Origin of the sequence: Lentibacillus jeotgali, assembly GCF_000224785.1 — a bacterium.
Lineage (GTDB): Bacteria > Bacillota > Bacilli > Bacillales > Amphibacillaceae > Lentibacillus > Lentibacillus jeotgali.
In genome coordinates, this window is sequence record NZ_AGAV01000005.1 from 276,582 (window position 1) to 297,385 (window position 20,804).

The 20,804-nt window shown below is 43.7% G+C and carries 21 protein-coding genes and 1 riboswitch; of the genes, 11 read left to right on the forward strand and 10 right to left on the reverse strand.

All coding sequences use genetic code 11. The annotated features are described in order from the left end of the window. Window positions 1–29 precede the first annotated feature (29 nt). Together serA and ON01_RS04155 are read right to left on the reverse strand one after the other, a co-directional pair. Entirely contained in the window at window positions 30–1,613 is a 1,584-nt protein-coding gene (serA, locus tag ON01_RS04150) for a phosphoglycerate dehydrogenase (protein ID WP_010529738.1), read from the reverse strand. Continuing rightward, window positions 1,614–2,768, reverse strand: coding sequence for a pyridoxal-phosphate-dependent aminotransferase family protein (locus tag ON01_RS04155; protein ID WP_010529739.1), 1,155 nt, complete (start codon window positions 2,766–2,768; stop codon window positions 1,614–1,616). 194 nt (window positions 2,769–2,962) lie between these two features. Here ON01_RS04155 and ON01_RS04160 point away from each other — a divergent pair, with 194 nt between their 5' ends. Then, complete coding sequence (locus ON01_RS04160; RefSeq protein ID WP_010529740.1) at window positions 2,963–3,880, forward strand: ketopantoate reductase family protein; 918 nt, start codon at window positions 2,963–2,965, stop codon at window positions 3,878–3,880. A 66-nt stretch (window positions 3,881–3,946) separates the two neighbouring features. Here ON01_RS04160 and ON01_RS04165 read toward each other — a convergent pair whose 3' ends face one another. Continuing rightward, complete coding sequence (locus tag ON01_RS04165) at window positions 3,947–5,437, reverse strand: glycine betaine uptake BCCT transporter (RefSeq protein WP_010529741.1); 1,491 nt, start codon at window positions 5,435–5,437, stop codon at window positions 3,947–3,949. Window positions 5,438–5,759: 322 nt separating this feature from the next. Beyond that, the gene (locus ON01_RS04170) at window positions 5,760–6,203 is read right to left on the reverse strand and encodes a DUF5392 family protein (protein WP_010529742.1); all 444 of its coding nucleotides are present in this window, start codon (window positions 6,201–6,203) and stop codon (window positions 5,760–5,762) included. A 372-nt stretch (window positions 6,204–6,575) separates the two neighbouring features. On the opposite strand from ON01_RS04170, the gene csaA reads away from it, so the two are divergent. Continuing rightward, the gene (csaA, locus tag ON01_RS04175) at window positions 6,576–6,908 is read left to right on the forward strand and encodes a chaperone CsaA (protein ID WP_010529743.1); all 333 of its coding nucleotides are present in this window, start codon (window positions 6,576–6,578) and stop codon (window positions 6,906–6,908) included. 164 nt (window positions 6,909–7,072) lie between these two features. Further along, window positions 7,073–7,591 carry a GrpB family protein gene (locus ON01_RS04180; RefSeq protein WP_029328977.1) on the forward strand — a complete coding sequence of 173 codons (519 nt, stop codon included), beginning with the start codon at window positions 7,073–7,075 and terminating at the stop codon, window positions 7,589–7,591. 153 nt (window positions 7,592–7,744) lie between these two features. On the opposite strand, the gene ON01_RS04185 is transcribed toward ON01_RS04180, so the two are convergent. Then, on the reverse strand, window positions 7,745–8,986 hold the full coding sequence (locus ON01_RS04185) for an MFS transporter (RefSeq protein ID WP_010529745.1): 1,242 nt from the start codon (window positions 8,984–8,986) through the stop codon (window positions 7,745–7,747). Window positions 8,987–9,460: 474 nt separating this feature from the next. Between ON01_RS04185 and ON01_RS04190 the strand changes: the two genes are divergently transcribed. The 3 genes from ON01_RS04190 to ON01_RS04200 all read left to right on the forward strand — a co-directional run bounded on the left by ON01_RS04190 (window position 9,461) and on the right by ON01_RS04200 (window position 12,324). Beyond that, complete coding sequence (locus ON01_RS04190; RefSeq protein WP_010529746.1) at window positions 9,461–9,847, forward strand: VOC family protein; 387 nt, start codon at window positions 9,461–9,463, stop codon at window positions 9,845–9,847. A gap of 34 nt (window positions 9,848–9,881) precedes the next feature. Next, window positions 9,882–11,264, forward strand: coding sequence for an FAD-binding oxidoreductase (locus ON01_RS04195; protein WP_010529747.1), 1,383 nt, complete (start codon window positions 9,882–9,884; stop codon window positions 11,262–11,264). A 181-nt stretch (window positions 11,265–11,445) separates the two neighbouring features. Further along, a complete protein-coding gene (locus ON01_RS04200) occupies window positions 11,446–12,324 on the forward strand; it encodes a cytochrome c oxidase assembly protein (protein WP_010529748.1) in 879 nt (292 codons plus the stop codon). A gap of 49 nt (window positions 12,325–12,373) precedes the next feature. Here ON01_RS04200 and ON01_RS04205 read toward each other — a convergent pair whose 3' ends face one another. Next, window positions 12,374–13,480, reverse strand: coding sequence for a 5-methyltetrahydropteroyltriglutamate--homocysteine S-methyltransferase (locus tag ON01_RS04205; protein WP_010529749.1), 1,107 nt, complete (start codon window positions 13,478–13,480; stop codon window positions 12,374–12,376). Window positions 13,481–13,584: 104 nt separating this feature from the next. After that, a riboswitch (SAM riboswitch) is annotated at window positions 13,585–13,685 on the reverse strand. Window positions 13,686–13,878: 193 nt separating this feature from the next. On the opposite strand from ON01_RS04205, the gene ON01_RS04210 reads away from it, so the two are divergent. Continuing rightward, window positions 13,879–14,805: a DMT family transporter gene (locus ON01_RS04210; protein WP_010529750.1), complete on the forward strand. Its 927-nt coding sequence runs from the start codon at window positions 13,879–13,881 to the stop codon at window positions 14,803–14,805. Window positions 14,806–14,862: 57 nt separating this feature from the next. Next, window positions 14,863–15,132, forward strand: coding sequence for a hypothetical protein (locus ON01_RS04215; RefSeq protein WP_010529751.1), 270 nt, complete (start codon window positions 14,863–14,865; stop codon window positions 15,130–15,132). An 8-nt stretch (window positions 15,133–15,140) separates the two neighbouring features. On the opposite strand, the gene ON01_RS19840 is transcribed toward ON01_RS04215, so the two are convergent. Further along, window positions 15,141–15,473 (reverse strand): aspartyl-phosphate phosphatase Spo0E family protein, encoded by a 333-nt coding sequence (locus tag ON01_RS19840; protein ID WP_245544974.1) that lies wholly within the window; start codon window positions 15,471–15,473, stop codon window positions 15,141–15,143. Between the two features lie 34 nt (window positions 15,474–15,507). Further along, complete coding sequence (locus tag ON01_RS04225) at window positions 15,508–16,209, reverse strand: NAD-dependent protein deacylase (protein ID WP_010529753.1); 702 nt, start codon at window positions 16,207–16,209, stop codon at window positions 15,508–15,510. A gap of 194 nt (window positions 16,210–16,403) precedes the next feature. Between ON01_RS04225 and ON01_RS20025 the strand changes: the two genes are divergently transcribed. Further along, a complete protein-coding gene (locus tag ON01_RS20025; RefSeq protein ID WP_280990976.1) occupies window positions 16,404–16,538 on the forward strand; it encodes a hypothetical protein in 135 nt (44 codons plus the stop codon). Window positions 16,539–16,670: 132 nt separating this feature from the next. Here the strand turns inward: ON01_RS20025 and ON01_RS19450 are convergent, their stop codons facing one another. Both ON01_RS19450 and ON01_RS04230 read right to left on the reverse strand, forming a co-directional pair. Further along, a complete protein-coding gene (locus ON01_RS19450; RefSeq protein ID WP_175284926.1) occupies window positions 16,671–16,832 on the reverse strand; it encodes a hypothetical protein in 162 nt (53 codons plus the stop codon). Window positions 16,833–17,337: 505 nt separating this feature from the next. After that, window positions 17,338–18,525 (reverse strand): cation:proton antiporter, encoded by a 1,188-nt coding sequence (locus ON01_RS04230; protein ID WP_010529754.1) that lies wholly within the window; start codon window positions 18,523–18,525, stop codon window positions 17,338–17,340. A gap of 188 nt (window positions 18,526–18,713) precedes the next feature. Between ON01_RS04230 and ON01_RS04235 the strand changes: the two genes are divergently transcribed. Together ON01_RS04235 and ON01_RS04240 are read left to right on the forward strand one after the other, a co-directional pair. Continuing rightward, a complete protein-coding gene (locus tag ON01_RS04235) occupies window positions 18,714–20,123 on the forward strand; it encodes a hypothetical protein (RefSeq protein WP_010529755.1) in 1,410 nt (469 codons plus the stop codon). Between the two features lie 40 nt (window positions 20,124–20,163). Then, window positions 20,164–20,655, forward strand: a complete 492-nt coding sequence (locus tag ON01_RS04240) for a metallophosphoesterase family protein (RefSeq protein WP_010529756.1) — start codon at window positions 20,164–20,166, stop codon at window positions 20,653–20,655. Window positions 20,656–20,804 lie beyond the last annotated feature (149 nt).

Genomic DNA, 20,804 nt, shown 5'->3' on the forward strand with positions numbered 1-20,804 from the left:
TTTCTAGTTATATCAAGCCCAACGGCATTCTACAAATCAACTGCGGTGACGTCGTTAATTTCCTCAAGTTTTTTCAATGCTTCGAGATCCTGCTGCTCCGGATACTTATCAATGGTCAGAATCATGATGGCGTTGCCGCCGACATCAGAGCGGTCGACCTGCATCGTGGCGATGTTGATATGCTGATCGGAAAGAAGGCTCCCCATTTTTCCGATAACACCTGGCTGGTCATTGTGATGGATGACAACGAGGTGTCCTTCAGGCATCACGTCAACACTGTAATTATCAACCCTGACGATACGGGCCCCGAGTCCGTTCAGAAGTGTCCCGGAAACACTGCGTACGCCTGACTTCGTTTTAACTTCAACAGTCATCAGGTTAGTGAATCCTTTTGTAGTTGATGTCCGGTTCTCATGAATGGTAATGTCTTTTTTTTCGGCAAGGAACAGCGCGTTCACATCATTCACGTGACTGCCGAGGTGGCGCTCAAGCATTCCCTTCACAGCGTTCCGGGTGATTGGAGCTATTTCAACTTCTGACAGGTCGCCGGAGTAGTAAATGTTCACTTCTTCCGGTACGTCCTCTGTTAGCCGGATCAAGAACATGCCGAGCTTTTCAGCCAGATTGAAATATGGCTCGATCTGACTGAGGATGTCACCCGGTAGTGACGGCAGGTTAACCGGGTTTTTGACCATCTCGCCGCTTAAATGGCTAAGAACGTCGCGGCATACATCGATAGCGACATTTTCCTGAGCCTCTACGGTGCTGGCGCCCAGATGCGGTGTAGCAACCACTTGAGGTAATTCCAGCAGTTTATGATCATGAAATGGCTCCTCCTCAAGCACGTCGATGGCAGCACCGTCCACTTTTCCGGAAACAATTGCATCATACAGTGCATCTTCCTCGATGATACCGCCGCGTGCACAGTTGACAATATGAACGCCATCCTTCATTTGCCGGAAAGCTTCGGCTCCGATCATGTGTCGGGTCTCCTGCATGAGCGGCGTATGGACGGTAATATAATCTGCTTCTCGCAAAACGTCTTCCAATTCGCCGTACTGAATCCCCATTTTGTCTGCTTTTTCCTCGGTTAAAAACGGGTCATAGGCTATGATGTTCATCCGCTGACCTTTGGCACGATAAGCTACTTCTGTTCCGATTCGTCCGAGACCGACAATGCCGAGTGTTTTATTCTTCACTTCAACACCGACATACTTTGAGCGTTCCCACTTATGATTCTTTAAGGCTGAATGGGCCTGCGGGATCTTGCGGGAAAGCGTCATAATCATGGCCATGGTATGTTCAGCCGCTGAATTGGTGTTGCCGTTTGGTGCATTGACGACGATGACCCCGTTTTCAGTTGCAGCGTCAAGATCAATATTGTCAACACCGACGCCGGCACGTCCAATGATTTTCAGTTTGTCCGCCCTTTCAATGATGCTGCGGGTCACTTTGGTTTGGCTCCGCACCAGCAGGGCATCGAATTCCGGTATTCGTTTTTCCAGTTCTTCAGGCTTCAGATCCGTTTCCTTTGTGATGGAAACATCTTTACCTTTATGCAGAACGTCAAGTCCTTCGTCACTGATTGGGTCTGCTATTAATATATGAAACATTTAAGAACCTCCTGAAAGCATAATTTCCTGAGCTGCCCTGACGCCTCTTCCAAGCTCGGCAGGTTTTCCGATTTTATTTAAACCCACTTCAACCATACTGATGGTCTGGAGAATATCTGCCGGTGAACAGTAACCCATGTGACCGATGCGGAATATGCTGCCTTTCAAATGCTTCTGGCCGCCAGCTACGGTTAGATCGAATTCAGTTTTCAGCACTTTCCGAAGCGCATCCGGATCAAAATCGTCCGGCTTTATGGCTGTCACTGTTGGGGATGCGGCCTGATCACTCGTCAGAAGCGGTATATCGAGCGTTTTAAAAGCCGCCCGCGTCATATCCCTCATTTGCCGGTGCCGTAAAAAAACCGCCTCAAGTCCTTCTTGCTCTATAAGCTCAAGCGCTTGGCTGAGTCCAAATAATAATGATAAAGCCGGTGTGAAAGGTGTCGAGTCATTCTCCAGCTGATCGCGGTACTTCGCTAAATCAAAATAAAAGGAAGGACGGCTGTTATTTTCAATCACTTTCCAGGCCCGACCGCTTACGGCAGCAAACGTCAGACCTGGAGGAAGCATCATAGCTTTTTGGGAACCGGTTATGAGAATATCAATCTCCCAGTCATCCATTCTAACGTTTGCACCACCAACACCGGAAACACCATCCACGATAAAAAGCGCATCTGAATGCTTCCGAATAATCTGGGCTAGTTCCTTAATCGGATTCAAAACCCCGGTGGATGTTTCACAGAGGGTCGCAAAAACTGCTTTAATATACGGGTGTTTTTTTAAATATTTTTCGATTTTCTCCGGAGCGGCAGCTTCTCCCCATTCCACGTCACAACGATGAGTGAGGATTTGGTGCTCAGTGCAAATTTGGGCAAAACGGTCACCAAACGCGCCTGTCACAATGACCAGAACTTCATCACCAGGTTGAACGGCATTGACGACTGCAGTCTCCAAGCCAGCGGTGCCGCTCCCGGCAATCATCAGAACATCCTGGTTGGTTCCAAACACTGGCTTTAATTTCGGTTTAATACTATGTAATAGATCCTTCGTTTCCTGATCACGGTGACCGATCATCGGCTGGTTCATCGCGTGCTGGACACTTGGCGGGATTGGTGTCGGCCCTGGAATCCGTAAAAACTGTTGATCCGGCAACATGCTATATCTCCTTTCTTCCTGAACGTGTCGTTAGTTTGATTCATCTATCATAGCAAAAATGCGATTATTGTCAATAATTCGGGATTATCAGAAAGATTATTATCAGGCACTATTTTGATTAGAATGGTAGACAAAATGATTTCCAATGATTATTCTTAATATTAACTATAAATTCTGGGGAGGAGAGAGTTCTGATGCGTATCGTTGTATTGGGAGCAGGAGCATTGGGTGTCTACTTCGGCGGGCGCTGGATTCAGGCAGGCGCCGATGTGACATTTTTGGTCAGAGAACAAAGAGCGGCACAAATTAAAGAAAATGGTTTGATAATTAAAAGTACACATGGAGATTATGAGATAAGGGATCCTCACGTAATAACAGCTCCAAGCGAGGTTAAATCAGCAGACCTCGTGCTGTTCAGTGTTAAAGGATTTCATCTTGAAGGAGCACTGGATAATTTAATTGCTTTGGCGGCAAAAGGAGCTTATGTACTGCCGGTACTCAATGGCATCGAACACATAAAAATTCTGCAGGAAACAATCGGCAGGGACTATGTGATCGGCGGTTTGTCCTATATTTTTGCTGCGTTAAATGATAAAGGGCATGTCAAGCAGGCGGGGGATATGCATCATTTGTATTTTGGGCCGCTCGAACCTTCTCAGGAAAATATCTGCAAACAGCTGGCGGAGATCTCAGAGAACGCTGGATTCATTTCAAAAAACAGCAGGGACATAATGCAGGAACTCTGGAAAAAGTATATGTTCATCACGGCATTGTCGGGTGTGACCACGGCTGCTAATCTGCCAATCGGAGCAGTCCGGGAGCAACCTGAAACACTGCATATTGCCGAAATGATACTTCGAGAAATTCAGGAACTGGCGAAAAAATATGGTGCTGTCATAATAGATGCCGATGTCGAGGCAGCCATGAAGAATGTACAATCGCTGGATTCTGAAGCCACGTCATCCATGCACAAAGACCGGCGAAAGGGCTTGCGTCTTGAAGTCGATCATTTGCAGGGAGGGGCAGTAAGGCTGGCTGAGAGTGTACAATTGGATGTTCCTTATATAAGAGCTGTGCTGGGGATGATCAAGCCGTTTGATATGCTTAAATGACACAGAACAAAAAGCCAGCCTGCCGCTTAGCATTCAGCGTGCAGGATGGCTTTTTTAGATTATTTTTTAGCCGCGTCCTTTGATTGCCTGAACCTCTTTGTTCAGTGCTTTAAATAGGGCAATGATCATGAGTATCATCACAAAAGAGAACGGGAGTGCTGCAACGATGATGGTATTCTGGATTGCTTGGAGTCCGCCTACATAAAGCAGGATCAGTGCAACCGACGACTGGGCAATCCCCCATGCGATCTTGATCTTGTTTGCCGGCTCCAATGAACCATGTGTCGATTGCATGCCGAGAACGAATGTGGCTGAGTCGGCCGATGTAATAAAGAATGATCCAATCAGCAATATCGCTATAACCGACAGGACAAGTGATAATGGCAGCTGGTCAAACATATTGAACAGAACCAATTCGGTTGTGTATTGTGTCAGTTCAACACCGCTGTTTTGTACGTTGCCTGCCGTTGTACCGAATGTCGCGTACCAGATGGAGACAAGCAGGGTCGGCAAAATCAGGACACCGGTCATAAATTGACGGATAGTACGTCCGCGTGATACACGGGCAATAAACATACCGACAAATGGTGCCCATGAAATCCACCATGCCCAGTAGAAAATGGTCCACGCATCAAGCCAGCCGCGGTTATCGCTTTCCAGCGGCGAGGTGCGGAAGCTTGTTTGGATGATGTTTTGCATATACATGCCAAACGTCTCGGTAAACATGTTAAGTATGAGCAATGTCGGACCGACGACTAATACAGCGATCAGCAGGATAATCGAGAGCACCATGTTAGTATTGGATAAATATTTAATACCTTTACTCAACCCGGACCATGCTGAAATCAAAAACAGCAGCGTCACAACGGTTATAATGATGAATTGTGATGTGAAGCCAACTTCAAAGTTGAACAGATGCGACAGTCCGCCGTTAATTTGCACAGCACCAAAGCCAAGTGAGGTGGCTACCCCAAAGACCGTTGCAAAGACAGCCAGCACGTCAATTAATGTGCCAAGCGGACCGTCCATCTTTTTGCCAAACAATGGCTTCAGTGTTGAGGAAATCAATCCCGGTTCATCTTTCCGGAATTGGAAAAATGCCAACGCCAGTGCGGTTACACCATACATGGCCCAAACGTGAAGCCCCCAGTGAAAATAGGCATAGGACAGACCTTCTTTAAATGCCTGACCGGAACCTTCTTCTGCTGTCGGTGCGTCAGACATATAATGGAAAAGTGGTTCAGCCGCACCATAAAAGACAAGCCCGATTCCCATTCCCGCTGAGAACAGCATGGCAACCCATGTTGCCGTGGAGAAGTCCGGCCTGTCATTATCCTTGCCGAGACGGATTTTTCCCATTGGGCTGACGGCAATAAAAATCGCCACGATAACCAGTGCGGACATGAGGAGCATATAATACCATCCGAATGTTGTGGCAACGTAGGATTTGATACTTCCGGTTATTGCTTCGAATTGGGTCGGGAATATAGCACCGAATATAACAGTGATAATAACTAAAGCAACTGTGATATAAAAAACTCTAGATACGTTTTTCATGTAACCCCCTGATGTAATTTTGACGTCATAACAATGCTGTGAGATATTAAATCGTATTTAGACATAAATGCTCGATTCTGTTCAACTAATATTCAGTGGGAAAAAAGACACCCACTGAATGAAGTTTCACTTTATTATTATACGTCTTTTCTGAAGAAATACAAATATAATTATTAGCTAGATGCCACAGAAAGCTGATATGACAGTAAAATGGCTGCTCCAAATTGAATTGGAGCAGCCAGAAGCTAAAGAGGAAGGTATAGAGGCTGAGTGATAATCAAAACAGAGAACCTCCGCTTAATTGAAGGTTCTCTGCTAATCATCAGTTTTCCATCATTTTTTTCCGCCGGTGTTCTTCTGATAGGAAGTTAAAAAAGGTCTGCATGCTGAATTTTGGCTTGGCTTTAACGTTATTGATGTATTGATCTTTTGTATAATCATTCACATGCTCGCTGTCCTTAATCCGTTTGATGATATGATTTATTCCGATTTGCTGTATTTCTTTATTCACGTGCTTGGACTCTTTGTACAGCGCAGCTCCAATCGCGCCAAGCAGCGCGTAAAGACCGAGGGCCAGCATCATATCCTGACCGTGTCCTTGGATAACCAGCATGAAAAATAGATTGATAATCGAAATACTTAATAATGGAATGGCAACAAGCATATACTTGGAACTTTTCTTAAGTTTTGGTTTGACCAGCTCATCAATAATCTCCAGTTCCTTCTCGATGAATGTAGGCATCCCTTTGGACATAAATTGATTCATATAAGTCATACGCTCCTCAAAATTAATTTAATCAAGTGTATGTCGTAATCGGCTGCGGATAATACCAATTATATAGACTGAATGATATGAAAAAAGACCTGACCATTTGAATGGCAAGGTCTTGCTAACAACTGTCCGTTGCCAGCAAAGCCGGGAATATAAGATACACTCCGAAATGACGACTTTGCTGTAAAAGCTACTCCCCTTAAGGAATTTACTCCTATACTTATTATATAATGATAACCGTTATTTGTCATATTAAAAGTCTGGTATAGAAATTTCAAACAGTTATAGTGGAAAAAGCAGGAATACATAAGCATTTTCGCGAAACTATTAACTTGGGAAAGGAAAAATTATTTGGAGGGATTTGCGTTGGCTACAATTGATGACTTTATGGAAATTGATATGCGTGTTGGTACGGTTATTAGGGCAGAACCATTTCCGGAAGCCAAAAAGCCGGCTATTAAACTGGAGATAGATTTTGGTGAGGCGATTGGAACGAAACAATCCTCGGCACAAATTACTCGGAGATATGAGCCGGAAGAGCTGGAAGGACGCCAGGTTGTCGGTGTCGTGAACTTCCCGTCGATGCGGATTGCCGGTTATAAATCAGAAGTCCTAGTCATTGGCGGTGTCCAGGAGGAGAATGATGTTGTACTGCTGAGACCGGATGAACCGGTTGCGAATGGTACAAGGATTTCGTAGAGGATGACTCCGATACCGATCGCATTCATAATCCCCTATATCAGTGGAATAACGATCTGGATTGCCTTTACTTTGGCTTTGATTGTAAGTGCTATTACAATCAGTCTCATGCCGGCTTTTATGAAATTATCCAATGAAGAGGGACCGTATTGGTAGGTGGTACAATGCGCAAAGTAGACGTGGTTCATTATGATGCATTTTGGCCGATTTTATTTGATATTGAAGCGGGGAAATTGCAGCGGATATTTAGTGACGAAATAATTGATATTCATCATATCGGCAGTACATCCGTGGAGGGCCTTTATGCCAAACCGGTGATCGACATGATGCCGGTCGTAAGGGACATCAACCGGATTGATCAATTCGACCTGGGGATGGAGACAATTGGCTATGAAGCGAAAGGGGAATTTGGGATAACCGGAAGGCGCTTTTTTCAAAAAGGCGGAAATGAACGGACCCATCACATACACATATTTGAAGCGGGAAATCACCACATAGAGCGCCACTTGGCATTCCGGGACTATTTGCGGGAACATCCGGATAAAGCTGTCAGCTATAGCCGTTTGAAATTGGAATTGGCTGCATGTTTTCCGGATGATATAGATGCTTATATAGATGGCAAGAATCGGTTTGTACTGGAAACTGAACGGAAGGCGCTGGCTTGGTATCAGAAAAGGGTATGACTTGAATGGGTAACTGGGATTTTATGGTAAATTTGTGACAACTTGAGCGGGGAAATTGTGAACTTGAGCTGATTTTGTGACAGTTTGGGCCGAAATATGTCTATTCGAGCCAAATCTGTGACATCTTAAGCCGACTTTAATCAGACTGACATTCTAGCCTGAAATCCGCTCCTCCTTTTGCGGTTGTTTCATAATGGTGGCCATGAGGAATACTCCGGCCATCCCCAACACTAAAAACCCCAGACTCATAATATACCCCGGAACAACCCCTCCAATCGTGATAGCGGCACCGCCGATAATCATCATACTCTGTTCCATAAAACTGTCGATTGCCAGATAGGAACTGCGCTGGGAATCAGGGGTGAGCTCTGCAAGCAAGCTTTGCCGCACTGGAACAAGAATAAGTTCCCCGAGTGAAATCAGTACCATAAAGCTAATCAGAAGTGATGGTCTGACCGTAAAACTCAGTAAAGCGTAACTGACGACATAAATAGTCATGCCATAAATTAACCTGCTATAATCGGAAGTGCGTCTGATCAGCCAGGTCACCAGACTCACCGCAAATACGACAATCAGCGTGTTCTCAGCCTGCAGGATGCCAGTCATATTGATCCCATTAATGGAAAACGAGCCGAACCAGGTTGTTTCTGTCATGTTTTTTTCCAGGTTAACCGCAATATAGTTCGTCAAATGACTTTCAAGTGATAGGACAAGCATTGAGGCGATCATGAATATCATAAAGGTGCGATCCTTGAAAACGGATTGGTAATTGCTCAGGATCGAAGTGCGCTCCATAGCGGTTCCACCTATTTCGGCTTTTACAAACGTTTCATCGATGAAAAGTAGCGTCACAAGACCGGAAACTATCGTAACTGCCGCAACCGTCAGAAACAAATAAAAATGATAGTCTTCAAACAGGAAGGCTCCGGTTATGCTGCCGATCGCCATAGCCAGGTTGGTAACCCAGTACTGGACAGTGAACACAAAATTTCGCTCTTTTTTACGGACAAGGTCAAAAATCATCGCCGTTGATACAGGAATGTACAGTCCGCTGAAAAACATGTTGATCATAAACAGTACGAAACTGATGTATGGTATGACAGCCCACGGTGAGTTAATAAATGCAATCGCTAGAAACGAGACCCCCATCGCAATTTCGGATGAAACTAACAATTTTTTTCGGCCAATCTGATCCGACACATAACCACCGAGGAATCCCCCAACTATTCCAGAAGAAATAACCAGCATTACAAGAATTCCTGTGATTTTTGCTCCGACAAGCTGGGTGAAATAGATAGCTATGAACGGCATGATGGTCGTGATTGCTATGGTGGTGGCAAATTGCAGATACAGACGTATTTTAATGGAACGATGGAGCAGACGGAACTGACGCATTGAAAGTACCTCCTAAGTACCAAATAGGCGGAGCGCCTAGCTTGCTTTTTTGAATTGTTATCCGACCGATTGATTAATCAATTATTATAGGCTAATAGTTTCTTTATCGCAACGAATATAGGATTTTTTCTGGAAATATCGAATTAGGAATGGGGAGATCTATAGCTCTGCATTAATTTGCCGCGCAGTAGAGAAATGATAAAGGTCACATTTCAAACAAAGTAAACCCCCGTAGGAGAGGAAAGCGAACATGGAACTGACATTAAAAAACAATCAGAAGGTAAACGTGCGTCCTTTTCGCCGCGATGAATTTGTAGCGATTCAGTGTTTGAATAAAATAGATTGCATTCAATAAGTCTCCATAACCGTTCTAAGAATGGATATGGAGACTAATTCTGATATTTGGCCAACATCCTTGTATTAAAATATTCCAATATTCCTGCTATAATGGATATAAATGAATGGAGGATCGACATGCGAATTAAAATCACAAGTGTATTTGTAGAAGATCAGGAGAAAGCGCTGCAATTTTATACGGAAGTTCTCGGATTCCAGAAAAAGATGGACATGCCGGCAGGGGATTTTAAGTGGCTGACTGTCGTATCACCGGAAGAGCCTGATGGGGTTGAATTGCTTCTGGAGCCAAATGAAAATGATGCTGCAAAGACTTATCAAAAAACAATATATGAAGAAGGGATTCCAAGCACATCATTTGTCGTCGATGATATTCACGCGGAATATGACCGCCTGAAAAGGCAAGGTGTGGAATTTTCGATGGAACCGACTGAAACAGGACCGATCACGTTTGCGATTTTTGATGATACGTGCGGCAACTTGATTCAAATCTCACAGGCCCGATGAAGGATAAGCTAAAAACAATTGGGGGAATGTATTCATGAAGGGGACACAAGCGAACACAAAACTGGTGGAAGAATTGCAGCAAGCTCTGGCAAAAGAACGTGTGACCACCAATGAGACGATGCTGGAGCAGCACAGCTCGGATGAATCATATCACACACCGCATTTGCCGGATATTGTTGTATTTCCTGAAAATGTCGATGAAGTGAGTGAGACAGTTAAACTGGCAAGTCAGTACGATGCACCGGTTGTGCCATATGGGTACGGGTCCAGCTTGGAGGCCAATGTCATTCCGGAGCATGGTGGTGTCGTGATTGATTTTGGCAATATGAACAAGGTACTGGAGGTACGCCAGGATGATTTCCTTGTTAAGGTACAGCCGGGTGTCACCCGTTCACAGCTGGAAAAAGAATTGAAAAAGTACGGCCTGTTTTTCACAGTCGATCCCGGCGCAGATGCAACACTCGGAGGCATGGCAGCTACTAACGCAAGCGGGACAACATCGGTTAAATACGGCATTATGCGGGATAATGTACGTGATATGGAAGTTGTGTTGGCAGATGGCACGATCATACATACCGGCAGCATGGCAGCGAAATCGTCGTCCGGTTATAACTTGAACGGACTTTTCATTGGTTCGGAAGGGACACTGGGATGCTTTACTGAACTGACCTTGAAAGTCATTGGAATCCCTGAGCACATTATGGCCGCCAGGGCGGAATTTTCCAGTGTGGATGATGCGGTCGATGCCGTCATTGCCATCATGCAGGCCGGGATCCCAATCGCTCGCGTGGAATTGGTGGATGAAGAATCGATTAAGCAAATGAACCGGTACAGTGAAACAGATTATAGTGAAGTACCGACATTATTCCTGGAATTGCATGGCAATGAACCAGGCCTGAAGCATGATATCGCATTCATGGAAGAAATCGTCAGTGATATGCGCTGCCGGCAGATTGAATTCGAAACGGAAACCGCTGGACGCAACAAACTTTGGGAAGCCCGGCATAACGCGGCCTATGCATTTATTCACAATCATCCGGGCAGAAAACAGATGGTCACCGATGTCTGTGTGCCGATTTCCGAGCTGGCCGGTGCGGTTAAAGATGCACGGGGAGCTATTGGCGAATCAGGACTTTCCGGTGGAATTGTCGGCCACGTCGGTGATGGGAACTATCATATTCTTCTGATGCTTGACCCGGATAATCCGGATGATATTGAGCGTGCGAACCAAGTGAACGAGCGGATTGTCAGTTATGCACTTGAGCGGGGAGGTACCTGCACCGGTGAACATGGTGTCGGTACCGGTAAGCAAAAATATCAAGGGCGCGAACATGGTGAGGCGCTTCGTGTCATGCGCAGAATCAAGCAGGCACTCGATCCTGAAGGTCTTTTGAATCCAGGAAAAATTATAGATTGACTTAAAGCGGAAACCTTGGTACAAGGTTTCCGCAGATACTCGATCGAAGCGAATACCGTAAATTCCTGCATAAGCTTAGCCCGCTGTCTGATTAAAAAATGGATCTGTATCAATTCTCAGCATAGTTTGATAAACTAAAAGGAATAAAAGCCTGCCGGCGACAGAATGGTGGTGATTTAGAATGGGGTCTTTACTTGCTGATTATGCGTGGTATGAACTGGTTAGCCCCTTAACGCTAATTGCTGCGTTGCTACTTGGTTATTGGTATGGAAGAACAGTTATTAAATCACCTCATTATAATGTGACAAACAGGCATAAGACGTATTTTGTCACAGCGGTTATTTTATTCTATTTAGTGGAAGGATCACCATTTTCTCTGGCTGCCGATGATTATTTAGTCAGTGCGTTGATATTCCAGTTGTCTGTGATGGCTTTTGTTGTGGCTCCGTTATTTATCTTGAGTCTGCCGAGGGAGTATTTGAAAGTCTTTTTTTGGCGTCACAGACGGTCAATAGTTGCCAGATTTCTGTTTGCGCATCCATGGCCGCTGGCAGTCATCTTTAATGGCCTGGTCACGGTTTTCCTTATCCCATCAGTTTTTAATGTCATTACCGGAAATGCGCTGTTGCAGTTTCTTTATGAAGTGCTACTGGTGATGTTCGCCCTTCTCACATGGTGGATAATCATTCAGCCGTCCAGGGAAATAGCCGATCACAGCTATTTCTTGCGCGTTGCCTATGTATTTTTTACTGCATTGTTTTTGATGCCGATTGGTATTTTTATGCTGGTCATACAGGATCCGATGTATACTTCCTACACAGCTGCTTCAGGCGAGCTGATTCCTGTGCTGACGGCTGTTTATGACCAGCAGCTGGCAGGAGGCGTTCTGAAATTCGTGCAGTTGTCCAGCTACTCGGTCGCTCTGTTTTATCTACTTAAAATGTGGGGATTGCATGAGGAAGAAAATGAAGGCAAAGTTGATGATAATACGCGGGTGGTTCAAGGTGTTGTCATTAAATTGAATGAGCACAATAGACGAAATAAAGGAAAAAAACGATAAAGCAAACAAAAAAAGCTTGCAGAACAATCATCTGCAAGCTGTTTTGTCATTATCCCCAGACTTCTTTTGCCGTATCTACTACGAATTTCAGTTTACTCCATTGCTGTTCTTCAGTGAGCTCGTTACCGTGATGAGTGGAAGCGAATCCGCATTGCGGGCTCAGGCACAGCTGATTAAGCGGAACATATTCTGATGCCTTGTTGATGCGGGCCACCACGTCATTTTTGTTTTCCAATTTACCCGATTTAGATGTTACCACACCGAGTACAACGCGCGGTCCATCTTCCGGTATGTAATTGAGTGGATTGAATCCGCCTGAACGCTCATCATCATACTCTAGGAAAAATCCATCCACATTCCCTTTGGCAAACAGTTTTGGGGCAATACGATCGTAACTGCCCTCAAATGCCCAGGTCGAGCGGTAGTTGCCGCGGCATAGGTGCACTGTAATAGTTAGATCGTCCGGTTTCTTTGCCAGGCTCTCATTCAGGACACGGACGGCCAGATCAATCAGATAATCACGTTCATCACCTGTGTCTTCATTCCACGGGACACTGTCGGCTGCAAGCCCTGCAATGTATACATCATCAAACTGCAGATAGCGCAGGCCCGCGTCGTAAAATGCCTGGACTGCTTCTTGGTATGTTTGAATAATATCTTCTGCATACTTCTCCAGGTCCTGGTAAATGTCAGGGTTTCTAATTCCATCATTAAAAAACATATTCGGACTTGGGATGGCAAATTTTATGGCAGATCGTCCGTCCACGATATCAATCAGATCTTTAACATCCTTGAGAAACGGATGGTCCGAATTAAAGGAAATGTCACCTGAATTCCTGACGTTATATTTTTCCGCCTCTCTGCCTTTAAAGGCATAACCATGTTCAGGGACATAGCCTTCAAACCCATTCAGATGCTCCATGAAATCAAGATGGAACCATGTGCGGCGAAACTCACCATCCGAAACTGCCTGCAGGCCCGCTTCAATCTGCTTGTCGACAATCCGTTTGATTTCTTCATTTTCCACGTCACGTAACTGGTCAGCAGAAATAGTGCCATTTTTAAATTCATCTATCGTCTCATGCAGCCGGTCAGGACGCAGCAGGCTTCCAACGTGGTCGGCGCGAAATGGTGCTTTTGTTACAGTTTTAGTCATTTTCATTCCCTCTTTCTTTTAAAATTTCAAGATTACTGAATCAATACCAGAACGTAAAAAACCTCTTCATATAAGAAGAGGTTTGAAATTCACGCTCATCGCTCTTCTTATCTGTAAGCATTATGCTTTCTGGAATTAGCACAGCCAGTCATAGACCGATGCTGAGGCTTCTAAGGGCCAGTCCCTCCACCTCTCTGGATAAGAATGTTTTAATTCAGTTTATGAGTTTAGTATATAGAATACACTTTTTATTATTGAATGTCAAGGGGGAATTTTCAAAAAAGTAAGTTGGGTTGTTATGTTACAATAATTGAGACTACTTTCGATACAAATGAGTGGATACATTTAATTTAAAATTGTTCATGTGTTTTGAGTGTTATAAAAAAAGGGGGGGTTCCATGTTCTATGCTTACATCATGATGCTTTTCGTGGTGATTTTTTATGCGGGGAATATTCTGACTGGAAGGGCTATTAATGAATTGCCGCCATTCACGATTGCGTTTTTCCGTCTCGTGGTGGCGTTTATTGTAATGCTACCTTTTGGGCTGCGTAGCGGGTGGCAATATCGCCATAAGTTTTTGGAATATAAAAAGCCGTTTATGATTATGACATTGACGGGGATTACGTTTTTCAACACGTTTATTTATGGTGCACTACAGTTTACAACGTCAACGAATGTGTCGGTACTTGAAACAGTTATTCCCGTTGTGACAGTTGTGCTAAGTGCCATCCTTTTAAAAGAGAGACTCCGAAACGTGCAATTACTCGGCGTGCTCATATCGCTATTGGGAGCTGTCTGGGTCGTTCTGGGCGGCAACGTTTTTTCGCTTGCCAGCATGGACTGGAATATTGGTGATGCCATTATGATTGGTGCAATCGGATCGTGGGCGGTTTATTCAATTTTGGTGAAAAAATATATGCATTTGTTTCCGCAATTTGGGGCTCTTTTCGTGATGAGCGGAATTTCCGTTGCCATGCTGCTTCCTATTGTGATAGTGGAATGGTTCATCACAGGAATGCCGAATGAACTAGCCACATTGGGGAACTTGGCAGGAATTGCTTATCTCGGAATTTTCCCATCGTTTATCGCGCTTATTTTTTATAATCGTGCTGTCGGGGAGCTGGGTGCTTCGCAAACTTCAATATTTTTAAACCTCCTGCCAGTGGTTACGATGATCGGAGCATACTTTTGGCTTGATGAAACCATCACACTGATGAAAATTGGCGGGGCTTTGGCTGTCATTTTTGGAGTCATACTGACAACAAAAAAGCGTAGAGCATCTGCCGTGACAAACATGCGGCAAACCGCTGAAAATGTGGATTAGATCTGTCCAAATTGCTTAAACTATTAGAACGATTATGAGTGACAGAGGAGTGAAATCATGGCGTTAAATGGACAGATTTTAAGTGGTGAGTTTGACCCGAAAGCTGAAGCATTTATATTGCAAAAGGTGAAGCATTTATCTACCGAAACGATCCTTAACGAAAACCAGCTGAACGCGCTTCTCGATTATTTGACTAAAAGTAGACGAGAAAAAGATGGACAAGTCCTGACATTATATGATCAAGTACTTGTCCGTTTAAATCGTAACGAAGTTGAGCAATTTATAAGTGATCTTGATACAATCAAGTCCCGGCTTCAGTATGTCTGATTCAATTATCACCCGGTAAGCTTAAAATCTCCGGTGCTTTTATACATGTTTAAAAGTTTGTCAAGTTGTTGACTGCACTTTATTGTCTTTTGATCTGTTAATCCATATGTCAATCCCGTTTCAATCATTTCTCTTTTTTTGATAAGTATTGCCATTTCCAACCCCGATTGTTTTGCTTCAAAAGCTTCCATCCTACTATTTCCACCTTTCAAAAAATGTAAAATTATCGGGACCTTTGACTTAAAACGCGCACAAAAACTATTATGCCCATTGCTGATATGAAACGCAACAGTTTCTACAAAGAAAGTCATAATATTACATAATACGACATAACTTATCATCGGGGGAAAGCCCCCCACTGATAAAAGCTTCATTTCAGGTGTCCCACTCCTCCAGTACGCCACCGATTTCTCTTGAATGGATGACCTCATCAGCAAATTTGTCAGATTCAGTCGGATCTCGGTTGACAATTACCAGCCTGGCGCCATTTTCCTTGGCAATCAGCGGGAATTGATTGGCCGGTGTGACACTTAATGAAGACCCCAATACAATAAACAGGTCGGCTTTCTCGGACTCGGCAAGTGCCAATTGGAAAGCATCCTGTGGCAGCATTTCTCCGAACAGTGTGATGGAAGGCCGTAAAATACCGCCGCATGCGCAGTAGTATTCCTGATCCACATATTCTTCGCTCCTATATTCGTCCCCGCACGATTGGCAGTGTAATTTTGTCAATGTACCATGAAGTTCGGCAACATTTTGACTGCCAGCCTCCTGATGAAAACCATCGACATTTTGCGTAATGATCGACTGGATGAGCCCTTGGTTTTCCCAATCTGCTAAAATATGGTGTCCTTTATGCGGTTTATAATCCTTTACATTAAGTACTCGCGTCCGGTAAAACTCGATAAATTCATCTACATTATTGTTTAAAGCCTCAGTGCTGGCAATCTTGCTTGGATCTTTTTGGTTCCACAATCCCTGGTTGGCTGAGCGAAAATCGGGTAGACCGCTTTCCGTCGACATGCCTGCACCGGTGAAAACAACCGCATGATTCGATTCGTTTAGCCAATGTTTCATGATCGTCATACCTCCTTCATTGACCCTTATGGAAAATGTATCACTTGTTTCGATCGTTCACAATTGATTTATCCCTGGTTAGGCTGACGATGTAATTTTCGACGTGCAGCGTTTAGCTTCTCTTTATACCTGTAATCGTAACAAATCCCGTTTTGGAGGCATGGTAAAAAATATTTTTTCAGGGTGTCCCCTTTTTGAATATTGATACGATTATAATAGTAGAAGGAGTATTAATCGAAGGCGACCCGCAGCTGACATTCCAGTCCTCACCGGATGGTCAAGAATTCGCTAACGATCATGATGATCTTATCTATTTTAATGTGCTGTAATTGCATGTAGTTGACATAATCTTTAGCGGATTTATTGAGAACTTTAGCGAAACCAATGTGAACTTTATCATTTCCGCACTAAACTTCATCAAATTCATTGTGAACTTTAGCATTTTGTTAAGAACGAGCCCACTACTCATCATCATGTTTCCAATACGTTTCCTTGTTGCTGACAGGGCAAACAGGGAAATCATCCTTTTCACTCAGCTTCGCCTTTGCACCTGATTGACAGATGTATGTTCCTTCTGCAGGTACGCCCTGTCCTGTTCTGTACTCACGATAATCTTTACTCAATTTAATGCACCTCCATTTAAATTCCGTGTTTATCCTGCATTAACTGGCATTCATCCATGAATTTAAGGTGAAAACAGCTTTTCATGGCAGTAAGACTCCGCTTCTGGATTGAAGTTTCACTTTATTGTTGCCTTGTTTTGTTTGCTTCATTCAATTCAGTCTGAAGTGTCAGATCGGGGCGGTTATGTTGTTAAAAGCTCAACTTCATTGATGAAAATAATATAGCTAACTCAAGCGAGGAAGATTTAAACACGTGGAATCAGCAGTGGAAGTTCTCCAGTTCTGTTGATATTAGCTGTGATTGGTGCCGCAGTTTTCTGTATGAGCAGAAGGCGGGGGAAGGACGGACTAGTAAAGTTATGTCTTCCGCTCTAACTGGCTATAATGAAGTTTCCTTTTGACTATAGCGATTCCGACGTCATCTGTAGCGCTTAATACCAAATAATGTAAGACACCCATCTACCATCCTTTGCCTCCCACCTGATTCACAATCAGGGCGCTGCAGTCATTTAGCAAGCCACTTAGAAAGCGGGGAAACGCCGAGGCTCTGAATTACAAGTGAAATCAGCACAGCTGCGAATGATAACGATATGATCATGTTGTGGTCGCCGGAACTTTTGGCTTGCAGTTCCAGAATCAGGTAAAAGGACATTGAGCCTTTTAAGCCGGACCACGAAATCAGCCCTGATTCGCGCCAGTTTATCCGTTGGCGCCACTCTTTGAAAACCTGTGTCGTTCCCATAATGATGGCAAAGCGTACAGCTAATGAAAGAATGAAAATAACGAACGCGAAGACCCAAGCATTAAATTGCAAAAATTTGGCTGCTTCAATTCCGATTAATAAAAACAGCAGCGACAATAAAGAAAGTTCAGCTATGCTCCAGAAGCCATTCAATGTATCTTTAAAATGTTCTTCCCGAACGCTTCGGCCGTATTCAAAGGAAAGCATAATACCGGCAAAAACAGTCGCCAATACGCCCGATACGCCAATAAGCTCAGCCAGATTGAACGAACCGTAAGCAATCACGATACTCAGCATGACCTGGTACTCTCTATGATGCGTGTAATGGACCGCTTTGCTCATTAACCAGCCAAAAGCGACCCCAAGTGCTGCACCGCCAAAAGAAACGACCAGGAAATCAGTTATAAAATTCATGACAGTGAAGGACTTGCTTTGGGTCAGCATACCGGCAAGAAATGAAAAAATCACAATACTTGTCCCGTCATTGATCAGCGATTCACCTTCGACAACGCTGGAGATTTTTTTGCTGTCGGCGGATTCCTCAAGTATCGACACAACTGACACAGGATCGGTTGGCGTCAAAATTGAGGCAATGGTCAGCGCTCCGATAAACGATATTGATACAAACGGACCACTCACAGTAAAAATCACCGAGCCAAGGATAACGACAGTCACCATAATCCCAATCGTAGCCAGGAAAGTGATGATGCCAGCGTTTTTCCTGAAATTGTCCGATGAAAAGCTGTAAGCGGATGTGAAAAGGATCGCCGGCAGAAAGGCATGATAAATCATTTTGGCTGTTACATTAATGGACGAAAAGTAGGGGATAAATGACAGACCGATTCCAAGCACCACAAGCAAAACAGGAACCGGCAAATAACCTTGTTTTTTGTCAAATGTAAACATGAGATAGCCGATTAACAGCAATAAAATAACCTGAGTTGAAGACATAATGATTCTCCTTGTTCATTACTCCTTAGCAATTCCCCTGTAGGTGGAAAAATAAACGCTGTAGGGGGCCTGAGCGGGCGTCATCAATCAGCGATTCTGTTCGATCCATCATGTGTTGTTCTATTGTCTTTTATCCTCGTCTATGCTTAAAATGAGTAATAGACTAATATTTTGAGAGGAACATCATAATGAGTGTCACCACAAAGGCACTAAGGTTTGTCATCTTTCTTTATGCCCTGCTGTATTTCATTACATATTTTCTGGAAATTGAACTATTAATGGGATTACATGCAATTCTTGGTTTATTCATGCTGCTGTTGGCAGTGATCCAATTAAAAATACATCGTTTCAAACTTCCGCTGTTTCTTTTCTTGACCGGATTAGCGGTTATGCTGCTGTTTGCAGACGGATCTTTTTTTGAAAATATGCAAAGCGGTCTGCTGCAAATGAGTAATATTATTGGCCTTTTGGCTGTTGTCCCAATGATCAGCTGGGTATTGCGGTCTGAACCATATATTGAGGAAATCATTGGTTTTGCACATAATTTTCTTGATACGAGTCGCAAATTTTATACCGGTGTCATGTTCTTTACACATATCATTTCATATTTCTTGCTGTTTGGTGCCATTCCAATGATGTATCACTTTGTTAATGATATATTAAAAAATCAACAGGGAGAGGAATGGGAAAAATATAAAGGAACGGCATTGTTGCGTGCGTTTGCACTCTCGACCTTATGGGTGATCAGCATACCGAGCTTTGCGTTTGCAGTGGAGGCATTGAATGCCTCACTTTCTGCCACGATTTTACAAGGCTTTATAGTGACAGTAGCAGCGATGGTTGTGGCAATTATTTTTTCTTATTTTGAAGAAAAACGTTACAGTATTGATCTGACAGCTGAAATCAAAACGGAAATCGATACAGTGCTTGAGAAGTCATCAAACAAGAAGCAACAGAAGCGTAAGACGCTGGAATTTGGTTTTCTGTTCATCACATTGTTCGGGACGATTTTTCTGGTGTATGAAGTGCTTAATGTTAAACTGATGATACTGATCCCAATTGTCATAATCATCTGGTCCGGCATTTATTTTCTGGTCAAGAAACGACCCAAAAGGCTGCTTTCGGAAATGCAAGAATACTATCTGAATGGGCTGTCATCACGGGCTTATCAATTCAGTGTGCTGACATCGGCGGGTGTCATGATATTCAGCTTAAATCAGACGGGGATTGGAACAGTGATTGTCGAGGGCATTTATTCGCTTCAGGATATTGTACCATTCATCAACATATTATACTTTCTGCCACTGATTGTTATTGTGCTTGGCTTTATGGGGCTTGGGCCGCTTACGGTAATGGTTCTCGTGGCCGGTATTTTTGAAAGTATTTCATTGCCTTATCCGCCTGAACTTATTGTTTTGGCGGTAACATCCGGAAGTGCCATTTCGATTCTTCTGTCACCGCTGATCATGCCAGTCATTGTACTGAGCGGCACGAACGGATTGAGTCCATTAAAAAACGGCCTCAAATTCAATTATAAGTATGCGGTTGTCCTGTACGTAATGGTTCAGGTTTATGTCCAGTGGATGGTTTATGTTTAAAAAGTTAGCATAAACATGCTTAATAAAGGGGATTCTATACATGAAAATCGTTGTAATAGCGGACACGCATTTAAAAGAAGGAAAGCTGCCATCCAGGCTCACTGACGAACTTCAAGCGGCTGATTTAGTCGTTCATGCCGGGGATTGGAAGACGGAAAGCGTCTATAAGGATCTTGGCCAATATGGAAAGGTGGCAGGCGTCTATGGAAATATTGACGGGGAGGAGATACGGAAGCTATTGCCGGCGAAGGAAGTCCTAAACGTGCAAGGCTTCACAATTGGTGTAGTCCATGGACACGGTGATAAAAAGTCGACCGAAAAGCGGGCCATCGAAGCGTTCAGCGATGATCAGCCGGATGTCATCATTTTTGGCCATTCGCACATTCCCATGATCCAGTATTTCAAAAAACAGCTGCTGATCAATCCGGGCTCACCGACAGACAAACGAACACTTCCATATTATTCATTTGCAATACTTGAAATCGGCGAAGAAATCCATGCAGAGCTTATATTTTTTAGTGATAAAAACTGAACTTCATGTTGAGTGGTTGGCTGTCATAACATTGAACATCCAAAGAAAATAGTGGCATAAATCCGATGTCAAAATTTTTTTAGCAAAAATGTGAACTATGTGTGACAAAAATGAGGAGAATTTGTTACAATATAAGTAAGAATCCGTTT